We start from the raw sequence: 21,906 nt of genomic DNA on the forward strand, positions 1-21,906 counted from the left end.
TGAGTCCTTGGTGGGTTCTGGTTCTTATTTGGAGGAGTTGGGGCGGCGCAGTCTGAGTGCGGGCCGGATTCCGGGGAGCCGGGTTAGGGCGGCGATGATGATGATGCCCTTGATGATGTTCTGGTAGTACGAATCGATGTCTAGGAGGTTGAAGCCGTTCTGGAGGGTGGCCAGGATTGCCACGCCGACGGCGGTCCGCCAGATGGCGCCTTTTCCTCCAGTCAACGACGTGCCGCCGACGATGACAACGGTCAGGACATCGAAGACCAGGTTCGGATTGAGGTTGGGCTGTGCCGATCCCAGTTGCGAGGCGGTGACGACACCGGCGATGCCGGCGCACAGCCCTGAGAGTGTGTAGGTGCTGGCCACGACGCCGCGGGTTCGGATACCCGCGAGTCGGCTGGCTTCCTGGTTCCCTCCGACCGCGTAGACGGATTGCCCGTAGGGCGTGAATGCCAGGATGCAGCCTGCCAGCAGAAGCAGGACGACCAGAAGCATTCCGGAGTACGGTATGCCGGCGAGCCGTCCGCTGCCTAGTTCCTGGAAGGGGGCGAATCCCACGACGACGGCCCGGTTTCCCGTGATGACCAGCGTGGTTCCTGAGATGATCAGGGAGCTGCCGAGGGTGGCGATGAACGGGTTGACCTTCAGCCCGGTGACGATCCACCCGTTGACGAGCCCGGCCACGATACCGGCTCCGGCCGCCGCGGCGAACGCGACGATCGGGGCCTCCGTCCGGCCGACGGTTGCCGTGATGACGGCGGTAAGGGAGTAGATGGCCCCGACGGAGAGGTCGAAACCGCCGGTGATGACCACGTACGTCATGCCGATTCCCATGATGGCCACGGGGGCCCATTGGCTGACGATGTTCATCAGGTTCCCGCCGGCGAGGAAGCCCGGCTGGGCGATGCTGATGAGGGCGACCAGGACCAGCAAGGCCGTCAGGACGCCGAAACGACGTAGGGTTGGACCCATCCGTGGCGTCTGCGCGGGCACGGACATCCGGGTGTTTTGAAGGGTTGTCGAGCTCATGATGTTGCCATATCTGTTGTTGTTAGCCCGATGCTTCCGGGCGCAGCTGCGGTGTAGGTGTGGGTGAGGATGTCCTGGACGGTGGAGCCTGCCGGCAGTTCGGCAACTGCCCGGCCGGAGGCCAGGACGATGATCCGGTCGCTGTACCGGGTGACCTCGTCCAGGTCACTGCTGCACCAGATGACGCAGAGCCCCTCGTCGGCGAGCTGGCGGACCGTGGCAAAGATCTGGGCTTTGGCGCCGATGTCGATGCCCCGTGTTGGTTCATCCAGGAGCAGGCAACCGAGTCCGCGGTCCAGCCAACGGGCCAGCACGAGTTTCTGTTGGTTTCCGCCCGACAGGGTCCCTGCGGGCCCGTTCAGCCGGTTCGGGTTGAACCCCATCCGTCCAGCGCCGGGACTTGCCCATCCGGCCAGCGCGCCGTTCCGGAAGGGACGTCGGCCCGATGCCTTCGCGAATTGGCCCAGAGCCACGTTCCAGGCCGCGCTCCGGTCCAGAACCAGGGCCTGGTCTTTCCGGTCCTCCGGGGCCAGTGCGATCCCGCGTCGGATGGCGTCCCGGGGGGAACGGGGCCATGGAACCTGCTTTCCATCGAGTGTGAGGGTTCCGGTTGTTCGGCGGTTCGCGCCGGCCAGGGTCCGCAGCAGCCTGGTGCGTCCCGAACCGACGAGTCCGGCCAGGCCGATGATCTCGCCTTCGCGGATGTCCAGTGCCGGAAGATCGACACCCGGGGCCGTCAGCCCGCGGACGCTCAGGGCGATCCTGCCCTTGGTGTGCGCCGGGGTGGTGGGCTGGACCTCGGCCGGGGTGCCGCCGAGCATCGCGACGATCAGGGAGGGTTTATCCCAATCGGCTGTTGGTCTGCTGTCGATCACGGCGCCTTCGCGCAGCACGGTGACCGTGTCGGCGATGTCCAGGACGTCGTCGAGATTGTGGGAAATGTAGACAACCGAGCATCCGGCGGAGGTGAGTTCCTTGATGGCTTTGTGGAGGGAACGGCTGTCTTCCGGGCCAAGCGAGGCTGTGGGCTCATCCATGACGATCAGGCGGCGGTGGCTGGCCAGGGCGCGCATGATTTCGAGCATCTGCTGGTTGGCCGTGGACAGGTCCCCGGCCCGGGTGCCTGCGGGTATGGAGGTGCCTGCCGCTGCAGCAGCCTCCCGGTATTGGGCGAGGGCAGCCCGGCGGTCGATGAAACCAAACCGCCGCGGTGGCCTGCCGAGCAACACGTTGGCCAGCGCTGTCATTTCCGGAACGACGGTCAGCTCCTGGTAGATCACCGCCAGTCCGGCGGCGGCAGCCTTGCCGGGCTGCCCGCCGTCGAGCTCTTGGCCCCAGATGCTGACCGTTCCGCTGTCCTGCCCGACGGCGCCGGCCACGGTTTTGATCAGGGTCGACTTTCCGGCCCCGTTTTCGCCGACGAGAGCATGTACCTCACCTGCCCTGACTGTGAGGGAAACGTTCCTCAGGACCGGGACGTCCCCGTACTGCTTATTCATGCCACGGACGACGAGCGCGTCGGCAGCGGTGGATGGATCGTGGGTCCGCATGTCAGTACTCCGGGTGGAATTTGCTTGCATTGGCTGCGGTGATGAAGATCGAGCCGGGTCCCTGCGTAACGGCCGGGGCCTGGGCCAGGTAAGCAAAACCGGGGGTGTTTTCGCCGGAGACCAAGGCACGGACCAGCTGGGCGACCCCGTACGAAGCTTCCTCGTACGGGAGCAAAACCGACGTCGAGGTCCAGGACCCGGCGGAAACCTTGGCCACGCCCGCCGTCGTGCCACCCACGCTGTAGATGCGGACGTCCTTCCCCGGGGTCTTCCCGGCATCGTGAACGGCCTGCTCCACACCGCGGGTCATGTCATCCCAGGAGGAAATCACGAGGTCGATCTTGCCGTTCGCGCTCATCGCGTCCTGGACCACCGAGAGAGCCTTGGCGGGGTCAAAGTTCCCTGGCTGGTCGGAGACAACTTTGACGTTGGGGTATTTCGCGGCCGCGGTCTTGATGGCGGTCTCCCAGCGGGTGAACAGGTCGGATCCGACGAAGCCTCCGACGGCGACCGCATTACAGGAAGCGGTGCAGGACTTGAAGGCGTTTTCGACGTGCTCGGTGAAGAACTGGGTGGTCTGCATGCCGACGAATCCGGCAGTCTCCGGTGTGTAGTCGGGGTTGCCGCACATGGGGCTGTTGATGGTGCTGACGGGCTTGCCGCTGGCCTGCAGCAGGTGGAAGTCCGAGCAGCCGGGGGCGTCGGCCACGGGCGAGAAGATGTATCCGTCGAACCCGCGCTGCACGGCGTCCTGGACTTGCTGCAACTGGGCGGCCGTGTCGAAGTTCGCGTCAAAAACGGTCAGCTCGACACCCATTTTGGCAGCCGTCTCCTGCGCGCCCTTCAGCCGGGTCTGGCAGTAGGCATTGGCAGCGGCGCACTCTGCCAGATAGGCCACCTTCTTGCCCGCGGGCGCCTTGGTCCCTGCATCGACGAACTTCAGGGTGTTGCCCATGGCTTCGGTGCTGGCCGCGGCCCCGGATGTCGTGGCGGTGGCCGGGGAATCGCTTGCAGCTTTGGGAGGTGCGGTACAGGCGCTGAGGGCGATTGCGGACACGAGTGCAGCGATCCCCAACGCTGTGCTGATCTTCAGAGTCATCGGTTTCTCCAGGGGTTGGATCGGTTGGCTCCCGCAACGATTGTTGGGGCGAAGTGAATGTCTAACTTTGGACATTATGCAAGGAGTATCCTTTTCTTGTAAAGGGGTTTCCACCGATGTGAAGGCAGGGTGCGTTTAGCGATGCCAGAAGAATTCGTGCCGGTTCAGCTCGGCCGCAAGGACGCGTCCGGGCAAATTGCCCGCCAACTGCGAAGGGCGATTAGCGTCGGCCAATGGCTGCCGGGGGAGCGGCTGCCTTCCGAGGTTGAGCTGGCGGAATCATTCGATGTGGCACGCGCAACCGCCCGGGAAGCACTGAAGATCCTGGCGGCAACAGGACTCGTGGTTTCATCCCGCGGAAGCAGAGGAGGGACCTATGTCGCCGTGCCCGATGCCGAGACCGTCGCCGAACAGCTCAGTGACGCCATCCGATTGTGGTACCGGGCGGGCAACGTCTCCCTGCACGACGTGGATGAGGCCCGCTGGGTGCTGGAAATGCAGTGCGTCGATCTGGCCGCACGCCGGCGCACCGAAGAGGACCTCGAGGCGATCTACCAGCCCATACACCTCGCTTCGAACCCCGACCTCGATCTTGCGGAATGGCTCCAGCTGGACATCGAGTTCCACACGGCGATCACCAGGGCCGCAAAGAACCAGATTCTCGAACTCGCCATGATGTCCGTCCATCTCATGCGGCCGGCCACCAACACCGTCTTCGTCGATCTGCTGGACCGCGAAGCCGTCTGGGCGCAACACACGGTCATCTACCAGGCCATAGCGGACCAAGACCCGGAAGCCGCCCGCGCGGCATTCCAAAGCCACGTCGGATACCTCGACGACACCCGGCGCAAGGCTCTGGCGGACGTCAGCGCGACGGATATTTTCGTGGCAACACTGCCCGACTCGAGCCGACTGGCGGCCTCAAGGCCCCGCGCCGAATAACCGCCCGGACTTTCGAGAGCTCCCAGTGTTTTCCGGCGTTGGGTCCTGGCTGGCTGGGCCTCCGCCTGCCCTGGGTTGGGTAGTTCGGTTCCTCGTTCGGGTTGTGTCTGGTTGGTCGTGTCTGGCCGACACCAGTTCATGGTTCAAGATGCGGGGTACGACATGATGAAACCGAACTTGGTGCGGACGTTCGTTGGAAAGCTGCTCCTGGTCGTAAGGGGGAGTTGTGCCTGTCCGCTTATCCTGCCAAACGGGGCGTAGACAGTGTCCACACTTACGTCTGCTTTGTGAAGTGCCTATGGCGGTCCGCGCCTGAGTCTTCGACGTACATGCCGTCAATACACGTGCGGGTTCGGGGCTACATGCGGGACCGGGCCCGTGTCTGGAGCCATGAAGCGATGCGGTCAAGGCCGGTGGTCATTGCAGGTGTCGCTGGCCGGTTCAGGAATCCGTGCCGGGTTCCTGGTTGGTATTCGTTCTCGACGGACACGTGGTGTGCTGCCAGTTCTGATGCGAACGCGTCACCGGACGCACGTAGTGTGTCGTATTCGGCGTTGAGGATCAGGGTGTCCGGGAATTGCGAAAGGTCCGCTCCGCCCGGGAACGCGCGCGGGTCGTTCATGTTTTGAAGGGATCCGGCGTAGTTTCGGTTCATGCGTTCTACCGTTGCCGGGGTGAATTGCCAGAGCCCCCGGGGTCCCCGGAGTTTCCTTTTTACCTCTTGCTGCAGTGGCGGCAGTTGCGCGTGGAGGGTTGGGTAGGCGAGGACCAGCGAGGACGGCCCGTTTTGCCTTGTGCCGAGGTCAAGGGTTGCACCAGCTGCCAGACATGCTCCGGCGCTGGCACCGCCGAGTGCAATCCGCGTGGTTTCCACACCGCCATCGGACAACGATTTTGCCACCGCGGTGAAGGCGGCCGTGACGTCCTCGAGGGGTACCGGGAACCGGATACCGGGTAGCTTCCCGGGGCGGGTTTTGCGAAATGGGCTCCATGGAGGCACGCGGCGGTAGTCCACTGAGATGACGTGGATCCCTCTGGCCGCCAGCCCGAGGCCCACGTCGTGGGCCTCGGGCATGTTCAGGTCCCCGTGGGAGAACGCACCGCCATGGAGCCATACGAGCGTCGGGGTGGCGGTGTCCGGTGAACCGTAAAGACGTGCCGGCACGGGTCCGTGGGGACCCGGGAAGGCTGTGTCGGTGACCGTTTCGAGGATCCGCTCCGCTCGTGCAGTCCCTGCGGATCCGGTGCGTGGTGGCACGGGTGTGTGTCCCTTCTATGCGCGGCGTGTTGGCCGGTCGTATCTCAATCGTGGACGGGCGTTGCGGGTTCAAGTTGGGCTAGGAATCGGTTGGATGCTGCCTGCCTGGCGTAGTCGTCCGGGTTCTTGACGCATTTAGGGCACCAGTGGCCGGCTGTGAGGATCAGCCGGGGGCTGCCGCGGAAGGTATGGCCTGAATCGCATTGCCAGGTCAGTGGCGTTGCGATGTCGCCGCTTGCCATGGTGTGGGAGATTAGTTTGCCGCCCCGGAACTCCGCCACGCCTGTCATGTCTGCCGTTGACCAGTCGGAGGGGTCCTTGGATTCGTCGTAGCCGTGGTCCAAACGCCGGGGTTCCTTGTCGGGCTGGGGTGGGATGAATGTGGACCAGTCGCCGATGCTTTCCCATTGCTCGCGTGAGCCGAAGTACGCGCTGATCTTGGCGTGGTCGTTGGTGGCGATCCATGCCATGGTTCCGCGGGGCTTCCGTGTCAATGGTTTCATCACGAGGTGCTTGATGACCGGGGCGGGGATCTTGCCCGCGAGGCGGACGCTTGCGGGTCCTGTGGCTATTGCGCGGCCAAGGGCTTCCGGGAATGAGTCTTCCCGGAAGGGAACGAGATTCTCGAGTACGTCCGAATCTGAATACCACATGCCGTGGAAGTTGGTGGTGGCAAACCAGTTCCGGTCGTACCACTTACGCACGTCTTTGACGCCCATGGCGGCCGTCATCCGGGTCTGCAGCTCCCAGTTGGTGAGCCGCCAGCCGTCCCCGCCGCCGATGTTGTAGACGCCGCCCCAGAAGTGGCCGGGGACGCCGTCTTCGCAGATGTTGGCCAGCAGGCGGGAGGCGTCTTCCACGGACACCCATTCCATGACTCCGCTGAAGGTGGAGTGAGTCATGATCGGATCGCGGGTTTCGAGGATTCCGGGGTGGAAGATGCCGGTCTGGCGCAGCGAAACCCAGTTCTTGAGTCCGGAGTCGATCAGTTCGCGTTCGGCGATGACCTTGCTTTGGCCGTATTCGTCGTAGTGCGAGACGCGTAGTGGGTCTCCGACGCGGCCCCAGTGATGGGGTGGGTTGCGGTCCCCGCTTTGGGCGACGGTGCCGATTGTCACCAGGCGGACGGTGTCCGGGTCCGGCTGTTCTTTTACGGCCTTGATGACGTTCCGGGCTCCGCCGACGTTCACTGCGTGGGTGAGCTCGGGGTGGTCGTCGGCAAACGGTGACACGACAGCCCCGGTGTGCAGGACGTAGTCGGCTCCGGTGACGCAGGACAGGACGGTGGGGTAGTCCGTGATGTCCCCGTGGACGACGCTGAGGTTGTCCATGGCTTGGAACCGGCGGATGATTCCGGTGTCTTTTTCGGTTGGCAGGACCAGGGCGAGGATGTCGAAGCGATCGGCGCGTTGGGCGAATTCCCGCAGTATGTATTGCCCCCAGTTTCCGGTGGCACCGGTGAGGAAGATCCGTTTCTTCTGTTTCTGTGTTGGTTTCACTGGAATGAGGGTTCCTTGCTAGCTTCGATCAGCTGGTGGAGGGATTCGAGGGGGATGCTCACGCCGGGGAATTTCGCGAACTGGTTCATCGGCATGGAGTAGGCCATCTTGAGCCCGTCCTGCATTCCCTCTGCGGCGTGCCGCTGTTCCTCTGTCAGGGAGGCGGTGATGCCCTCGATGAGCAGCGGCCCGACGATGGGGTGGGTGAACCATTCCTCGACGGTGGACGTCAGGCTCAGAGGCGACGGGCGGCCGGCGTCGCCGTGAATGCTGATAGTGGTCCGGGCGGCGATGTCGTGGGAGGACCGGCCCAGTTCAATGGAGTACCGGCCCGGGGTGACGGCCCAGCGGTGGTCTGTGACGTCGTAATAGGCGAAGGCCCGGCGGTCCAGATCCAGGGTCAATGTCCGGGATTCACCGGGCTCGAGGGTGACTTTGCGGAACGCGCGCAGTTCACGCACAGGGGTCCGGACCGGCCTTTCGGGGGCACCGACGTAGATCTGGATGACGTCCGCCCCGGCGTGTTCCCCGGTGTTGGTGACAGTGACTTGCACGCTGGCTTCGTCATCGCCCACGGTCAAAGCGGTGAGGTCGGAGTAGCTGAATGTGGTGTAGCTGAGTCCGTGACCGAACGCATACCTCGCGGGCACGTTCACGGTTTCGTGGTACCGGTAGCCGACGAGGACTCCTTCTCCGTAGCGGACGTGTCCGGCCTCGCCGGGGAAGTTGATGAAGGAGGCGGTGTCGTTGAGTCGGAACGGTATCGACTCGGCGAGCCGGCCCGAGGGGTTGGTGCGGCCGGTGAGGATGTCGGCGATGGCCCCGCCGCCTGCCTGGCCGAGGGCCCACCCTTCGACGATCGCGTCGACGTCGTCGTGCCACGGTTCCAGGGTCACGACGCCGCCGTTGGACAGGACGACGACGGTGCGGTTGCTGACTTCCGCGACAGCGTGAATGAGTGCGACGTGGTCCTCGGGAAGGTCAAGATGGGCCCGGTCGAATCCTTCCGATTCCTCTTTCTCTTCCAGTCCGACGAAGACGATGCTGACGTCGGCGTGGCGGGCCAAGTCGACGGCCTCCGCGCGCAGCAAGGCCGAGCTCGATGCCTCACGTGAGGAGCCAAAGCCTGGTGCATAGAGGACCCGGTCTTCGCCCAACGCACGCCGTAGTTCCTCAAGCGGCACGTCGACATGCGTGGCGTTGACGTGCGAGCTGCCGCCACCCTGGTAGCGGGGCTGTTCGGCGAACTCTCCGAGGACCGCCACGGTTATGCCGTGCCGGAGCGGCAGAGTGTTGTTCTCGTTGCGCAGCAGCACGATCGACGCGGCGGCGGCGCGGCGCGCGAGTGCGTGGTGTTCGCCGGCGTCGAACACTGCCGGGCCGTCGTCGAGGGCTGTCCGGCGCTGCAGGGCAGCGATCCGTGCGGCGCTGGCGTCAACGAGCCGGGCGTCGAGGGTACCGTCCTCGACGGCGGAGATCACCTCAGTGACGGTGGCGCCGTCGGTGCCGGGCATCTCCAGGTCAAGGCCGGCTTCAAGGGCGGCGGCGCGGTTGCTGACTGCTCCCCAGTCCGACACGACGGCGCCGTCGAATCCCCATTCGGTGCGCAGGATGTCGGTGAGGAGCCACCGGTTTTCCGAGGCGTAGGTGCCGTTGATGCGGTTGTAGGAGCACATCACGGTGGCCGGGTCACTGTCGCGGACCACCCGTTCGAAGGCCGGGAAGTAGATTTCCCGAAGGGTCCGCTCGTCAACATCGGAGCTGACCCGCATCCGGTCCGTTTCCTGGTTGTTGGCCGCGAAGTGCTTCACCGAGGTGCCTACGCCTTGGGTCTGCACCCCGCGGACATACGCTGCGCCGAGGATGCCGGTGACCAACGGGTCTTCTGAGAGGTATTCGAAATTCCGACCGCACAGCGGGGAACGCTTGATGTTGATCGCGGGACCGAGGAGGACGTTGACGGACAACGCCCGTGCTTCGCGTCCAAGGGCGCGGCCGACCTCTTCGACGAGTTCCGGGTCCCAGCTGGAACCCAAAGCGGTCCCGGGCGGGAAGCAGGTGGAGGGCAGGCTGGCGTGGAACCCGAGGTTGTCTGCTGTTCCTTCCTGGCGGCGGACGCCGTGCGGCCCGTCCACCATCACGATCGAGGGGACGCCTGGCACTGGGGCGGTAGACCAGAAGTCGCGGCCGGAGAGCAGGGATGCCTTCTCCTGGATGCTCAGGTTCTGGACGGACTGCCCGGCCGCGGCTTCGACGGTGTCGGTGGTCAGGGGGTTCATGCGCTTACCTCGTTCGCTGCGGTCAGGACTTTTTCGATGGCTTCGGCGAATCCTTCGGGTCGCATGGGGATCATGCCGAGCATGTCCTTGATGCTGAGGTTCTTCGCTTCGGGGCTGTTGGCGTCCAGCGGGATGCCTGGGAAGTAGCTTGCGAAGGTCTCGGCGAAGGCTTGCCAGGTGTCGGGGTCTCGGGCGAGGACGCCGAAGGTGGTGTCCAGGCTGTAGGCGGGCCGTTCGTTGAAACCCTTGGGTACCTGGTAGTTCCAGTGGTGGGTTCCGGGTCCGACTTCGGTGACGAGGTCCTCCGGGTGCAGTGGAAGGACGACCTCCGCGCGGGTGCCTTCAGGGACCGTCACGTCCATGACAACGGTCCCGTCGTCGATCTGCCAGGAGATGGCTGCTTCACCGTAGGGGGTGAGGTGGCGTGCGGCGGCGCTGGTGAGGTCTCCACCAGGTTTGGGAGCGAAGCGGATCCGTTTGTAGCCGGGTTCCGCCGGTGCGAGGCCGGCGACGGTGCGGTGCATCCAATCGGCTACGGCGCCGAGGGCGTAGTGATTGAAGGAAGTCATGCCGCCGGGATTGACGGTGCCATCCGGCCTCATGGAATCCCACCGCTCCCAGATAGTGGTGGCATCCATGGTCACCGGGTACAGGAATGAAGGGCACTCTGTCTGGAGCAGGAGCCTATAGGCGTCCTCCAGGTGTCCAGTCCGGGCCAGTGCGTCGCAGAGCACCGGGGTGCCGACGAACCCGGTGGAGATCGTGTACTTCGCCTCGCCGACCAGCCCAGCGAGCATCTCCCCAGCCCGTTCCGTCTGGGCCTCGCTGAGGATGTCGAAGGTGATGGCCAGCGAGTAGGCGGTGGCAGTGCCGTTGACGAGCCGGCCGGACGGTGCCACATATTCGTCCAGGAACGCCTGCTTCACCCGCTCTGCCAGCTTCGAGAACCGGCTCTGGTCCTCCCGGTGCCCGAGGATACCGGCTGTTTGGGCCATGACGTCGGTGACGCGGCAGAAATAGGCGGCGGCGACCAGATGTGGTTCGGTCTTGCCTTTGCCAGGATTTTCCGGAGGGGCATCCGGATCCAGCCAGTCACCGAACTGGAACCCGGTGTCCCAGAGGCCGTCGGGGTTCAGCAGCCCCTCGACCTGGGCGGTGAAGTCCTTCATGGAGTTGTAGGCGTCGGCGAGGATCCGCTCCTCACCGTAGGCCTGGTAGAGGGTCCAGGGCAGCAGGACAGCGGCGTCCGACCAGACAGCGGTGGTCATCGGGGCCGCGTGGGTCTGGAAGTCCGGAACCACCATGGGCACATACCCCTTCTCGCTCTGTTCCAGGGCGAGGTCCCGCAGCCAGGATCCGAGGATGCCACGGACGTCGTAAAGATAGGCGGCCGTGGGGCCGAAGATGTTGATGTCCCCTGTCCATCCGAGCCGTTCGTCTCGTTGCGGGCAGTCCGTGGGAAGGCTGACGAAGTTTCCTTTCATCGACCAGAGAGTGTTGCTGTGCAGCTGGTTGAGAAGCGGATTGGAGGATTCGAACCAGCCCGTGCGGGTCATGTCGGTGTGGATGACGACGGCGGTCAGTCGGTCCGCTGTCAGCTGTCCCGGGTAACCGTCGATTTCGACATAGCGGAACCCGTGGAATGTAAAACGCGGTTCCCAGGTCTCCAGACCGCCACCTCGCAGGGTGTAGGTGTCGGTTGCTTTCGCCGTGCGCAGCGGGCGGGTGCCGAGCTCGCCGTCCTCCAAAACCTCGGCGTGGCGGAGCGTCACGGTCGTGCCCGCATCGCCTTCCACGTTGAGCCGGACCCAGCCGACCAGGTTCTGGCCGAAATCGGCCACGGTTTTGCCGGACCGCGTGGTGATCAACCGCTGGACGGTGATTTCCTCGATACACCGCACCGGTTCTTTTGTAGGGGCCTCCAATGTCCCCAGGTCCCAGTCGATGACCTCGACCCCGGCCCAGGCGGAGTCATCGAACCCCGGGGTTGACCAGCCTGGCTGTTCCCGGCGGGCGTCGTACTGCTCGCCGTCGTAGATGCTGTCGGAGAGGACCGGCCCGGGGGCCGTCCGGAAATCAGTGTCGGTGACCACGGTTTCGCTGTGGTCGGCGTAGTCGAGTTCGAGCTGCATGAAGAGTCCGGGCCGGTCGGCGAAGATGTTCTTCGTGGGCCCTGCCCCCTCCCAGCCAAGCCGTCCACGGGCCCAGCCTTCGCCGACCATGGCACCGAGGGTGTTGGCGCCGTCGTTGAGCAACTCCGTGACGTCGTAAGTGCTGTAGTTGAGCCGGTGCCGGTAGCTGGTCCAGCCCGGTGCCAGGACCTCATCGCCTACGCGGCGCCCGTTCAGGTAGGCCTCGACGAAGCCGGGGGCAGTTACGTGAAGGACCGCTTTCTGCACGTCGGAGGCGCTGAAGTCGCGGCGGAACAAGGGCGCCCGCTCAGGCCTGTCTGTCGCGTCGGAATGGGGAAGGGGCGCGATGAACCTTGCGGTCCAGGGGAGGGATGCAGTCATGGGAGTCTTTCGAAGATGGTCTTAGCGGACGGATTTGATGCGAAGGACAGTGAACCCTCCAAGGAGCGTGATGCCCGCTGCAAGCAGGTAGAGCAGGGTGTAATTCTTCTCAGTTGCGGTGGCGCCGATGGTGAGGAACAGGGGCGCGATCAGTGGTGCTGCAGCCTGCGGGATGGAGGTGGCGAAGCCTGTGATTCCGAGGAATCGACCGGCATTGGTCTTCTTCTCCGGCAGCACGTCCAGCAGCAGCGCCTGGTCCACGGCGGAGAACCCTCCGATGCCAATCGATGTCAGGACCGAACCAGCGATGATGACGGGAAGGTCGTGCGCGAAAGCCATGACGACGATTCCGGCCGCGAAGGTGATGGCGGCAGCGAGCACGATGGGCTTCCTCCGGCGGATCTTGTCAGAGAGGAATCCGCCCCCGATCGCGCCGAGCGTGGTGGCCAGGATGCCGATGCCTCCGATGGTGGCGATGACTCCGGCGATTGCCTGCAAGGACACTCCGAGCCGGGAAGCCATGAAGAACGCGGTGAACGTGGTGTTCAGGGTGAGGCCGAAGTAGAACAGGAACCGCGCGAGCCAGTTCCAGCTGAAGTCCTTGTGCTTCCTGGGGTTGTAGAGGTATTTGGAAGCAATAAGCCTCATGCTCAAACGGTCCTCGAAAACCAGTGCCTTGCTCGACTCTTCATGGGCGAAGAGGACAAAAAGCAGACAGAAGAGGACGCCCACGCTGCCCGGGACCAGGAAAAGCAGCAGGCTGTTCCCCATCAACGAGCCGGCGGATACGACGCCGACGACAGGCCCGATCTGGTTTGCAAAGCCGACAAGCCCCGAGACCTTGCCGCGCTGGGACTCCGGCAGACGGTCGGCCTGGGAGGAGTTCAGGCCCGCCAGCGCTTGGCCCCAGCCCAGCTGGGCCAGGACCCAACCCAAAGCAAGCACCGGAATGCTCTCCGACGTGGCCATGACGAACAAGGAGACCACTCCGAGGCCGGTGCCGGCGATGATGAAGGGCCGGCGCCGGCCGAGGCTGGTGCGCGTCCGGTCGCTGAGCGTGCCCAGCATTGGCCCGGTGAGCATGACGACGAGCGAGCCGGCGCCGAGGATGTAGCCCAGGTTCTGCTCCTGGCCCGGAGAAATCTGACTGACCTTGACCGCAAGGGAGATAGCGATCGGGGTGATAAAGGCGATGAAGACACCCAGCTGGGCCAGGACCATCAGCCAGATGTACTTGGAAGAGACCTTCGGCAGATCAGCATCGTCCCGGGGAGGAGCAACGGCCAGTAGTTCTTCTTCCGTACCGATTGCTCCCGTCACGGGGGATCCGGACGAAGCGGTCACGGGCGGCATCTCGGGAGAAATCATGGGGACTCCATTGTCGGAAAAGAATACGTGGGGAAAATCACTAGTACGTACTAGTTCGTGGGTAAGATGCTAGCAAGGCATAGTGGGGCTGGCAAGAACTATTTGTAACGATTCAAGGAGTGGCGAGTGACGACAACGATGGGGCGGCGCACCACGGCGGCGGATGTGGCCCGTGAAGCCGGGGTGTCACCGGCCACCGTGGGTTTCGTCCTGAACCGGACCAAGGGCCAAACAATCTCAGAAGGGACACGGGCGCGGGTCCTGGCGGCAGCCCAGCAGCTGAACTACAAGCCGCACCAGGCCGCGCGAGCTCTCCGTAGCGGACGCAACAAGATTGTCCTTCTGGTTCTACCTGACTGGCCCCTGGAGCACAGCCTCCGGACAAACCTTGAGGTGCTGACTCACGCTCTGGCAGCACACGGCTATGCCCTGATCACTTTCACGCCTCAGCCCGACAGCGCTGCCACACCCCTCTGGGCCATCCTGGAGCCAGCCGTGGTCATTGGTTATGAGCCCTTCTCGCTCGAACAAATCACTGATATGAAATCCCTGGGCATCCGCAACATCATTCCCATGCCGGGCACTTCGGCAGACCAGGTATCGACCGATTTCGCATCCGGGCCCCGGCTTCAGACCGAGTACCTTTTGGGTCTGGGTCACCGGCGACTGGGCTACGCCCATCCGTCAGACCCCAGGCTCAAGGAATTCATCAAAGCCAGGCTCCAACTCGTGAACGAAGTCTGCGCCGAAGCCGGCGGCCGCCCACCTATCGTTCGGGAGGTCCAGTATCAGGATGACTCGGGACGTGCCGCTGCCGCCGCGTGGCAAGAGGCCGGAGTCACCGCCGTGATCTCATACAACGACGAAACCGCCGCAGACGTCATCGCCGGTGCGGTTCGGAGCGGAATCAGGGTCCCCGAGGACCTCTCCGTCGTGGGACATGACAATTCACCTCTTGCAGCACGCTACATGCCCTCGATCACCAGCATCGCGTTGGATATGGAACGGTTGGCTCTCTATATGGCGGGCCTCGCGATGCACCTCGCGGAGGGTCATCCGCTGCCTGATCCCCCCACCGTTGCCGCATCGCTCGTCTGCAGAGAATCGGCAATTGCCCGATAGGCAACCTGCGCGCACGAAGATGCCCGTGGACCGTGACGGCGACGGATCACTCTGCGGAAGTCAAAACGATATCGGGGGCGACACGGCCGTCCCATCCTTCCCGCAAGTAGTTGATGAAGGCCGGGCGGCGGGGCGCGGCGCCGGCTACGGATGGTGGATTCAGAACCAGGTGGGTTCGCGGCGTGCGTAGGGCTTTTCGATAGCGGTGATTTCGTCGTCGGTGAGGTCCAGATCGAGGGCCGCGGTGGCGTCGGCCAGGTGGTGTTCCTTGGTGGTCCCGACGATGGGGGCGTTCACCACGGGGTTCTTGAGCACCCAGGCCAGGACGATCTGCGCCTTGGACACTCCGCGGGCCTGTGCGATGCGTTCGATCGCGTCGACGATGTCCCGGTCGCTGTCGAGCCAGAGCGGGTTTCCGTTGAAGTCCACGTCCGCGTTGGTCTTTGCCCGGTCGGTGTTCTTCTCACCCCAGGGGCGGGCGACGAAGCCGCCGGCGAGCGGGCTCCAGGGGTTGCTGCCGACGCCTTGGTCCGCGAGCAGGGGGAACATCTCCCGTTCTTCTTCGCGCATGATGGGGCTGTATTGGTTCTGCATGGAGACGAATTTCGTGAAGCCGTGGGCTTCGGCGGCGTGCTGCATCTTGGCGAACTGCCAGGCGAACATGCTGGATGCGCCCAGGTAGCGGGCTTTGCCGGCCTTGACGACGTCGTGGAGTGCTTCCATGGTTTCTTCGACCGGGGTTTCGGGGTCGTAGCGGTGGATCTGGTAGAGGTCGATGTAGTCGGTGCCGAGACGGGTGAGGGAGGCGTCGGCCTGTTCCATGACGGCCTTGCGGGAGAGCCCGGATCCGCCGGAGCCTTCGTGCATGTGCTGGTGGACTTTCGTGGCCAGGACGATGTCGTCACGGCGGGTGAGTTCCTTGATCGCGCGGCCGACGATTTTCTCGGAACCGCCGAAGCTGTAGATGTTGGCGGTGTCCCAGAAGGTGATGCCCAGGTCGAGGGCCTGCCGGAAGAAGGGTGCGGCAGCGTCGTAGTCGATTGCCCATATCTCCCGGGAGCCGTCTCCGTAGCCCATGGTTCCCATGGAGATGCGGCTGACTTTCAGGCCTGATGAGCCCAGACGTGTGTATTCCATGGTGCTTTTCTCCTCTGTGGTTGATTCGGTGCCTCGCACCCTGATGTTCAGATCCGGTGGGTTGTCGGGGTGTGGTGGCGGGGCAGGTAGCGGCGCAGGCGCATGCGCAGGGCCACTGACACGGCGGCGAAGGTGGCTCCGGTGACCGGGATCCAGGCCACGCCAAGGGCCTCGACGGTGAGCCCGCCCAGGGCTGCGCCCAGGGCGATGCCGAGCTGGATGGCGACGACCGAGAGGCTCGTGACGGTGTCGGGGGCCTCGTGGCCTACGACGAGGACGACCTGCTGGTCGAAGACTGCGGCAGCGGCGTATCCGGCTCCCCAGACGCTGAGGAGCACGACGGCGGCCGTCAGGTTCACGGGCAGCACCCCCAGGCCCAGGAGGCCTGCGACGATCAGCGTCGGGGCGGCCAGCAGACCTGCGAACAGGGCACGCCGGGGCACGCGTCCGGCCAGGGCGACTCCTGCCAACCCGGCAATTCCCAGGATGGCGAGCCCGGCCCCGACCATGTCGCCCAGGCCTGCGTGTTCCAGGAACGGGGCGATGTAGGTCAGGACGGCGAAGTGGGCCAGCAGCATGACGGCCCAACCGCCGATAATCAGTCCGACTCCGGGCAGGCGGGCGGCCCGGGCGAGGGAGAGCGGCCGTTTGGTGTCCGGGCTGACCTTGGGGATCGTGAGGAAGGCGAACACCGCCAGCACGGCGCTCACGCCGCCGAGGATCAGGAACGCTACCCGCCAGCCCAGTGCCTGGCCGAGCAGGGTTCCCAGCGGCGTGCCGGCCGCCAGCCCCAGGCTGGTGCCGGCAAAGACGATCGCCATCGCCCGCGGCGCCCGTGCCGGGCTGGTGATCCTCCCGACCATGGGGGCCATGGTGGCCCACAGCAGCCCGTGCGCAACCCCTGCCAGGACACGCCCGGTGATCGCGATCGGAAGGGTCGGGCTGAGGGCGACGAGGACGTTGGCAGCCGCGAAGACGGACAGGATCGCCGCGAACAGCACCCGGCGCGGGACGCGGAGCGTGAACCGGGTCAGGGGCAGGACGGTCAGGACGATCGCGGCTGCGTACACCGAGGTCAGGGACCCGGCCCCGGCGATGCCGGTGCCAAGGTCCGCGGCGATGCGGGTCAAAAGCCCCGAGGGCAACAGCTCCGTGGTCACGCTGGTGAAGCCGCACAGGCTGAGCACGACGAGGGGCAGCAGGGACGAACGGGTGCCCGTAGGCGGGGTGGCTGTGGTCGTCACCATGGGAGGATCCAATCGATTGCGGGGGTCAGGCTTGGTCGGTGGGCATGATCCAGAGCTCGGCGATGGAGGCGTGGCGGGGGCGGGTGACCATGTAGGCGACGCCGTCGGCGATGTCCGCAGGGGCGAGGACTTCGGTCTGTTCGTAGAAGGGGGTTGTCATTCCGCCCTGGATCTCGGGGGTGTTGTGCGAGGCCAGCTCGGTGTCGACGCCGCCCGGTTCCAGGACACCGACGCGGACGTGCCGCCGGGTGACTTCCTGGCGGAGGGATTCGGTGAAGCCGTTGACGCCGAACTTGGTCAGGTTGTAGACGCCGTAGCCGCCCCAGGCCACGCGGCCGGCGATCGAGCTGATGTTCACGATGTCGGCGACCTGCCGCGGGCTGTTTTCGGCTGCTTTGAGCAGGTGAGGCAGGGCGGCGTGGGTGGTGTGCAGCAGGCCCTGGACGTTGACGGAGATCATGCGGTCCCAGTCTTCGGGGTCTGCCCCGAGGACCGGGCCCAGGAGCATCAGGCCTGCGTTGTTGACCAGGATGTCCAGTTGTCCGAACCGTTCGATGGTCTTCTCGACGGCGGCCTGGGCCTGGGCGCGGTCGGTGATGTCGGCTCCGATGACGAGTGCGGTGCCGCCGTCGTTCTCGATGTCGGCGGCGAGGGTTTCGAGGCGGTCCCGGCGTCGGGCAACGATCGCGACGGACGCGCCGAGCGCGGCGAGTTCCCGTGCGGTCGCTGCGCCGATGCCGCTGCTGGCCCCGGTGATGAGGGCAACGGTTCCGGTCAGTTTTGCTGTCATGGGGTGTTTCCTCCAAATAGTGGGGCCGGTTTTGGGCAGCCGCTAGCCATTGGCGCTCAGCGGATCTGTAGCGAGAGTGATTCGGGCGGGGCTTGTTTGTTGGTGTTAGGCGTCGTCGTGGGCGAGCTTGCTGGAGAGTTCGCGGTGGGCGTCGGCTTGGTCCTGGAGCGCCTTGGCGCGGGAGTCGAAGAGCCCGACGGCGTCCGCGCCGGCGGCGAAGCGCAGCGGTGGTTGCTCCAGTTGGGCGAGTTGGATGAGGGCGTCGGCGAGCTTCGCCGGGTCCCCGCCCTGCAGCCCGTTCATGCCCTTCCACGCCGTGACCGTCTGTGCGGTGCGTTCGGCGTAGTCGGCGATGGTGGATTCGGCGTAGCTCGTCGATTCCGGGGTGAGCAGCTCCGTGCGGAAGAACCCCGGCTCGACGAGCATGGTGTGGATCCCGAACGGAGCGATTTCGGGGGCCAGGGACTCGGCCCAGCCCTCGACGCCGAACTTGGACGCGGCGTAGGCGCTCAGGAACTCCCCGCCGGCGATGCCGGCGGTCGAGGAGATCGTGACGACCAGGCCCGAGCGCTGGGCGCGCAGGACCGGCAGGGCCGCGCGGGTGACGTTCATGGGCCCGAACATGGTGGTTTCGATCTGTGCCCGGAAGTCTTCCGGGGTGATTTCTTCGAAGAATCCGGCGTAGAAGTTGCCGGCGTTGTTCACGAGCACGTCGATCCGGCCGAAGCGGGCGACGGCGGCCTGCACGGCCGCTTCCGCCGCGGCGGGGTCGGTGACGTCCAGCTTCACGGCCAGCAGGTCCTCGTTCTCGCCGACGGCCCGGGCAACTCTTTCCAGGTCGCGGCCGGTGGCGACGACCGCGTGGCCGGCGGCAAGGGCCGCCTTCGCGATGTCTGTCCCCATGCCCCGGCCCGCTCCGGTGATGAACCAGACTTTTTTCCCGTTCATGTCTTCCTGCTGTTCTGTGTTGGCCTGTTCTGGGCTGGTTTTCTGTTCGGTCATGGTTCTGTCTTTCCTGGGTTGGGTGTTCCTGGCTGCGCGGGGGAGCGCAGGCCGGGGGTGGTGGTTCCACCGGCGGGGTGGCCGGCGGTGGTTGTTTCGGGAGGCGTTGCCGCCCAGCTGGCGAGGAACGCCAGCGCGTTTCCGGATGCGGAGCCGGGTTCCGCGGTAAAGGTGAACAGCGTCTGCCCCTGATCGCCGGGAAGGTCCAGCGTCTCGAACTGCAGGGACAAGTCCCCGGCGACAGGGTGGTGGAAGCGTTTGGTCCCGGCGGTGTGGATCCGCACGTCGTGCCCGGCCCATAACGCGGAGAACAGCCCGCTGCGGGTGGTCAGTTCCCCGACCAGCTCATTCAGCGCCCGGTCATCGGGGTTCCGCCCCGCTTCCAGGCGCAGCATCGCGACGGTAGTCGCCGCGACCGCACGCCAGTCAGGGTAGAAGTCACCCGCGCCCGGATCGAGGAAGATGTAGCGCGCCTGGTTCGGCGTCCGGCTCCAAGTGTCCGAACCCGACGACGCGGCGGAGCTGGACTGTGCGGCTGAATTGAATACAGGCCCATACAGCGCCCGACCCAGCAGGTTCGCGGCCAGCACGTCCGAACGTCCGTTCTGGACGATGGCGACCGCTCCGGTCATCCCGTCCGGCAGACGCAGCACCCCGGGACGGACCCGCTGCTGTGGTGGCCGGCGCGGCAACCGGGGCGACGGGGCGTTGGCCGCTCGCGCCAGATCCATCAGGTGCGCCCGCTCGGCCTCGTCCAACTGAAGGGCAGCAGCCACGGCCTCGAGCACACCGTCAGAGACGCCGCGGATACTGCCGCGTTCCAGGCGGGTGTAGTAATCCGCGCTCACCCCGGCGAGATGCGCCACTTCCTCACGGCGCAGCCCCGGCACTCGGCGGAGGTCCCCGTATGTGGGGATGCCGGCCTGTTCCGGGCTGAGCTTCGCCCGACGCGAGATCAGGAACTCACGGATTTCGTCGCTTCTGTCCACACCCACCACGCTACGCAGCCCCGGCCGCCGGTGGCAGTGTCCATCAGACACCCCCAAACGCGCCTGGATTTCCGGACTTTACTCGGCGTCGTGCCGGCTCGGGGACGTAGGGGGGTTCAGTCAGTACCTCCCGGCTTCCTTGGGTGAGGTATTTACTGATATCGGACTCCTCGGAAAGGACATGACAATGACTACTTGGCTCATTACGGGATGCTCGACGGGTATTGGCCGCGCTCTGGCGGAGGCTGTTATCGCGGCTGGACATAACGTCGTAGCGACGGCGCGTGACCGTGAAAAGGTCGTGGACCTCGCGGAGGGCAACGATCGGGTTCTGGCTGTGGCGCTTGATGTCACGGACCCGGCGCAGGTGACGGCAGCAGTCGCAGAGGCCGAGAAGACGTTCGGCGGCGTCGACGTCCTGATCAACAATGCCGGCTATGGCTATCGCGCCGCCGTCGAGGAGGGCGATGAGGCGGACATCCGTCTGCTGTTCGACACCCACTTCTTCGGACCAGTCGCCATGATCAAGGCGGTGCTGCCCGGCATGCGTGCGCGCCGCAGCGGGGCGATCGTGAATTTCTCCTCAATCGCGGCGACGTACACGCCGGTCGGTTCCGGCTATTACTCGGCCGTCAAGGCCGCCATCGAGGGTATGACCGGCTCGCTCCGGGGTGAGTTGGAGCCACTGGGCATCTCCGCGACGGTCGTCGAACCGGGTGGCTTTGCGACTGACTTCGCGGGCCGGTCCCTCACGCAATCGACGACGGTCATCGCCGACTACGCCGCGACTGCCGGGACTCGGCGCATCGAAACCGTCGTGAACACTCCCGCCAAGGGCGATCCGGCCAAGGCCGCGCGGGCGATCATCCATGCTGTCGAGGCCGAGGACACCCCGGCTTTCCTCCTGCTGGGCAGCGACGCGTTCGAGGCTTACCAGAAGATCGTGCAGGCCCGGCTCGACTCGACGTCCAAGTGGGAGGCATTCAGCCGCGGCACCGACTTCGACGCCTGAGAACCTTAGAAACGGGGTAAGCCTCGGACGGGCACTTCCGGTGCCCGTCGAACGCGCCCTTTCGCCCAGCACGAGCAGGAGCATCCACGCAGTAGGCGCAACTCGGCACCTCGGGCCCTACCGGGCCAGAAGGATCGAAGCCCGAACTGTCTGGCTGGTCCGTTGACCCCGCTCGGCAAAATTTGTGGTGGCTGGGCTAGCTTCCTTAGCTCGTAAGTTTCGCCCGCCGCACACGGGTAATGACGGTTGGGCAGGGCAGGGATCTGAGTACCGTGTGGGCGGTCGATCCCATGAGGAGGCGTTTGAAGCTGCCCTTTCCACGGCTTCCCAACACCAGCAACGTGGCGTTGGCGGCGGCATGCGTAAGTGCTTCCGCCGGTTCGTTGTTGGACACCAGAACCTGATGGACAACCAGGTCGGGGTAGTTTTCAGCCAGACCGGCGACGGTCTCGGCCAGGACGATTCGTTCTTCCTCCAAGATGGTCTCAGCAACGTCGGCCGCCGGCATGGCCCGCTGAATGAGAGGCGGCGCCGGGACTGCGTGAACCACAGTCAGCTCCTGGCCGTCCCTGTCAGCTTCGGCGGCCGCAAAGGAAACTGCCTGCGTTGATTCTTCGGAACCGTCAGCTCCGACCACGATGCCCCGGCGCTCCGTCATGTCCTGTTCCCCGACTACTGCCACCGGGCACAGTGCGACGGCAGCGATCTGCAATGCCCTGTCAGCTACCGGTCCCCCAGGCCAGTTGTGCCCGGTTCCGATGACAACCATCGAGGCTCCTTTGGACTGCTTCCTGAGCGCCTGCCCGGGGCTCCCGGCGAACAGCAAAGTTTTTACCTGGACCGACGGTTCCAATTCGCCAGCATGCGCTGCGGTCTTGCCCAACAGCTCGTTTGCTGCGGCCCTGATGACCTCGCTGGAACCGACAGATTCATCGAGCCATCGACTGTCGACCGCGTGAACGAGCAGCACCGGGAGTTTCCGCCGTGCCGCCCGGTCCATGGCCCAAGCCAACGCGGCCCGGCTCGCCTTGGTGTCGACGACGCCGACAACGATTGGTTTCTTCATG

At 65.1% G+C, this 21,906-nt stretch carries 17 protein-coding genes; 3 read left to right on the plus strand and 14 right to left on the minus strand.

The window, feature by feature from the left end; translation table 11 throughout:
- Nucleotides 1-24: 24 nt before the first annotated feature.
- Genes QRN59_RS06325 through QRN59_RS06335 form a run of 3 tightly spaced genes read right to left on the minus strand, consistent with a single transcriptional unit; the run spans nt 25 to nt 3,681 of the window.
- Nucleotides 25-1,032, minus strand: a complete 1,008-nt coding sequence (locus QRN59_RS06325) for an ABC transporter permease (protein ID WP_284981652.1) — start codon at nt 1,030-1,032, stop codon at nt 25-27.
- Entirely contained in the window at nt 1,029-2,582 is a 1,554-nt protein-coding gene (locus QRN59_RS06330) for a sugar ABC transporter ATP-binding protein (protein WP_284981653.1), read from the minus strand. Before QRN59_RS06330 ends, QRN59_RS06325 begins: the two co-directional genes overlap by 4 nt.
- Nucleotide 2,583: 1 nt before the next feature.
- Nucleotides 2,584-3,681 (minus strand): sugar ABC transporter substrate-binding protein, encoded by a 1,098-nt coding sequence (locus QRN59_RS06335; protein WP_284981654.1) that lies wholly within the window; start codon nt 3,679-3,681, stop codon nt 2,584-2,586.
- Nucleotides 3,682-3,822: 141 nt separating this feature from the next.
- Between QRN59_RS06335 and QRN59_RS06340 the strand changes: the two genes are divergently transcribed.
- The gene (locus QRN59_RS06340; protein WP_284981655.1) at nt 3,823-4,623 is read left to right on the plus strand and encodes a FadR/GntR family transcriptional regulator; all 801 of its coding nucleotides are present in this window, start codon (nt 3,823-3,825) and stop codon (nt 4,621-4,623) included.
- A 358-nt stretch (nt 4,624-4,981) separates the two neighbouring features.
- On the opposite strand, the gene QRN59_RS06345 is transcribed toward QRN59_RS06340, so the two are convergent.
- The 5 genes from QRN59_RS06345 to QRN59_RS06365 are packed head-to-tail and all read right to left on the minus strand — an operon-like array spanning nt 4,982 to nt 13,540.
- Nucleotides 4,982-5,881: an alpha/beta hydrolase gene (locus tag QRN59_RS06345; RefSeq protein WP_284981656.1), complete on the minus strand. Its 900-nt coding sequence runs from the start codon at nt 5,879-5,881 to the stop codon at nt 4,982-4,984.
- 44 nt (nt 5,882-5,925) lie between these two features.
- A complete protein-coding gene (locus QRN59_RS06350) occupies nt 5,926-7,380 on the minus strand; it encodes an NAD-dependent epimerase/dehydratase family protein (RefSeq protein WP_284981657.1) in 1,455 nt (484 codons plus the stop codon).
- Nucleotides 7,377-9,659, minus strand: a complete 2,283-nt coding sequence (locus QRN59_RS06355; RefSeq protein WP_284981658.1) for a glycoside hydrolase family 3 C-terminal domain-containing protein — start codon at nt 9,657-9,659, stop codon at nt 7,377-7,379. Before QRN59_RS06355 ends, QRN59_RS06350 begins: the two co-directional genes overlap by 4 nt.
- Entirely contained in the window at nt 9,656-12,172 is a 2,517-nt protein-coding gene (locus tag QRN59_RS06360; RefSeq protein ID WP_284981659.1) for a glycoside hydrolase family 78 protein, read from the minus strand. The genes QRN59_RS06355 and QRN59_RS06360 overlap by 4 nt, the downstream gene beginning before the upstream one ends.
- A gap of 21 nt (nt 12,173-12,193) precedes the next feature.
- On the minus strand, nt 12,194-13,540 hold the full coding sequence (locus tag QRN59_RS06365) for an MFS transporter (protein WP_284981660.1): 1,347 nt from the start codon (nt 13,538-13,540) through the stop codon (nt 12,194-12,196).
- Nucleotides 13,541-13,666: 126 nt separating this feature from the next.
- On the opposite strand from QRN59_RS06365, the gene QRN59_RS06370 reads away from it, so the two are divergent.
- Nucleotides 13,667-14,662 carry a LacI family DNA-binding transcriptional regulator gene (locus tag QRN59_RS06370; RefSeq protein WP_284981661.1) on the plus strand — a complete coding sequence of 332 codons (996 nt, stop codon included), beginning with the start codon at nt 13,667-13,669 and terminating at the stop codon, nt 14,660-14,662.
- A gap of 159 nt (nt 14,663-14,821) precedes the next feature.
- Here QRN59_RS06370 and QRN59_RS06375 read toward each other — a convergent pair whose 3' ends face one another.
- The 5 genes from QRN59_RS06375 to QRN59_RS06395 all read right to left on the minus strand — a co-directional run bounded on the left by QRN59_RS06375 (nt 14,822) and on the right by QRN59_RS06395 (nt 19,827).
- A complete protein-coding gene (locus QRN59_RS06375; RefSeq protein ID WP_284981662.1) occupies nt 14,822-15,799 on the minus strand; it encodes an aldo/keto reductase in 978 nt (325 codons plus the stop codon).
- Between the two features lie 47 nt (nt 15,800-15,846).
- The gene (locus QRN59_RS06380; RefSeq protein WP_284981663.1) at nt 15,847-17,046 is read right to left on the minus strand and encodes an MFS transporter; all 1,200 of its coding nucleotides are present in this window, start codon (nt 17,044-17,046) and stop codon (nt 15,847-15,849) included.
- A 25-nt stretch (nt 17,047-17,071) separates the two neighbouring features.
- Entirely contained in the window at nt 17,072-17,836 is a 765-nt protein-coding gene (locus QRN59_RS06385) for an SDR family NAD(P)-dependent oxidoreductase (protein WP_284981664.1), read from the minus strand.
- 105 nt (nt 17,837-17,941) lie between these two features.
- Nucleotides 17,942-18,838, minus strand: a complete 897-nt coding sequence (locus QRN59_RS06390; protein ID WP_284981665.1) for an SDR family oxidoreductase — start codon at nt 18,836-18,838, stop codon at nt 17,942-17,944.
- Nucleotides 18,835-19,827 carry a helix-turn-helix transcriptional regulator gene (locus tag QRN59_RS06395; RefSeq protein WP_502871031.1) on the minus strand — a complete coding sequence of 331 codons (993 nt, stop codon included), beginning with the start codon at nt 19,825-19,827 and terminating at the stop codon, nt 18,835-18,837. The genes QRN59_RS06390 and QRN59_RS06395 overlap by 4 nt, the downstream gene beginning before the upstream one ends.
- Before the next feature lie 187 nt (nt 19,828-20,014).
- Here QRN59_RS06395 and QRN59_RS06400 point away from each other — a divergent pair, with 187 nt between their 5' ends.
- Entirely contained in the window at nt 20,015-20,839 is an 825-nt protein-coding gene (locus tag QRN59_RS06400) for an oxidoreductase (protein WP_284981666.1), read from the plus strand.
- Nucleotides 20,840-21,044: 205 nt separating this feature from the next.
- Here the strand turns inward: QRN59_RS06400 and QRN59_RS06405 are convergent, their stop codons facing one another.
- The gene (locus QRN59_RS06405) at nt 21,045-21,905 is read right to left on the minus strand and encodes a universal stress protein (protein WP_284981667.1); all 861 of its coding nucleotides are present in this window, start codon (nt 21,903-21,905) and stop codon (nt 21,045-21,047) included.
- Between the last annotated feature and the right edge of the window lies 1 nt (nt 21,906).

The sequence above is a fragment of the Arthrobacter sp. efr-133-TYG-118 genome (assembly GCF_030209755.1).
Lineage (GTDB): Bacteria > Actinomycetota > Actinomycetes > Actinomycetales > Micrococcaceae > Arthrobacter.

Coding starts and splice junctions, on each gene's coding strand:
- QRN59_RS06375 (WP_284981662.1), bottom strand. CDS start 15,799: ATGGAATACACACGTCTGGGCTCATCAGGCCTGAAAGTCAGCCGCATC.
- QRN59_RS06380 (WP_284981663.1), bottom strand. CDS start 17,046: ATGGTGACGACCACAGCCACCCCGCCTACGGGCACCCGTTCGTCCCTG.
- QRN59_RS06385 (WP_284981664.1), bottom strand. CDS start 17,836: ATGACAGCAAAACTGACCGGAACCGTTGCCCTCATCACCGGGGCCAGC.
- QRN59_RS06325 (WP_284981652.1), bottom strand. CDS start 1,032: ATGAGCTCGACAACCCTTCAAAACACCCGGATGTCCGTGCCCGCGCAG.
- QRN59_RS06360 (WP_284981659.1), bottom strand. CDS start 12,172: ATGACTGCATCCCTCCCCTGGACCGCAAGGTTCATCGCGCCCCTTCCC.
- QRN59_RS06365 (WP_284981660.1), bottom strand. CDS start 13,540: ATGATTTCTCCCGAGATGCCGCCCGTGACCGCTTCGTCCGGATCCCCC.
- QRN59_RS06335 (WP_284981654.1), bottom strand. CDS start 3,681: ATGACTCTGAAGATCAGCACAGCGTTGGGGATCGCTGCACTCGTGTCC.
- QRN59_RS06330 (WP_284981653.1), bottom strand. CDS start 2,582: ATGCGGACCCACGATCCATCCACCGCTGCCGACGCGCTCGTCGTCCGT.
- QRN59_RS06400 (WP_284981666.1), top strand. CDS start 20,015: ATGACTACTTGGCTCATTACGGGATGCTCGACGGGTATTGGCCGCGCT.
- QRN59_RS06340 (WP_284981655.1), top strand. CDS start 3,823: ATGCCAGAAGAATTCGTGCCGGTTCAGCTCGGCCGCAAGGACGCGTCC.
- QRN59_RS06405 (WP_284981667.1), bottom strand. CDS start 21,905: ATGAAGAAACCAATCGTTGTCGGCGTCGTCGACACCAAGGCGAGCCGG.
- QRN59_RS06390 (WP_284981665.1), bottom strand. CDS start 18,838: ATGACCGAACAGAAAACCAGCCCAGAACAGGCCAACACAGAACAGCAG.
- QRN59_RS06355 (WP_284981658.1), bottom strand. CDS start 9,659: ATGAACCCCCTGACCACCGACACCGTCGAAGCCGCGGCCGGGCAGTCC.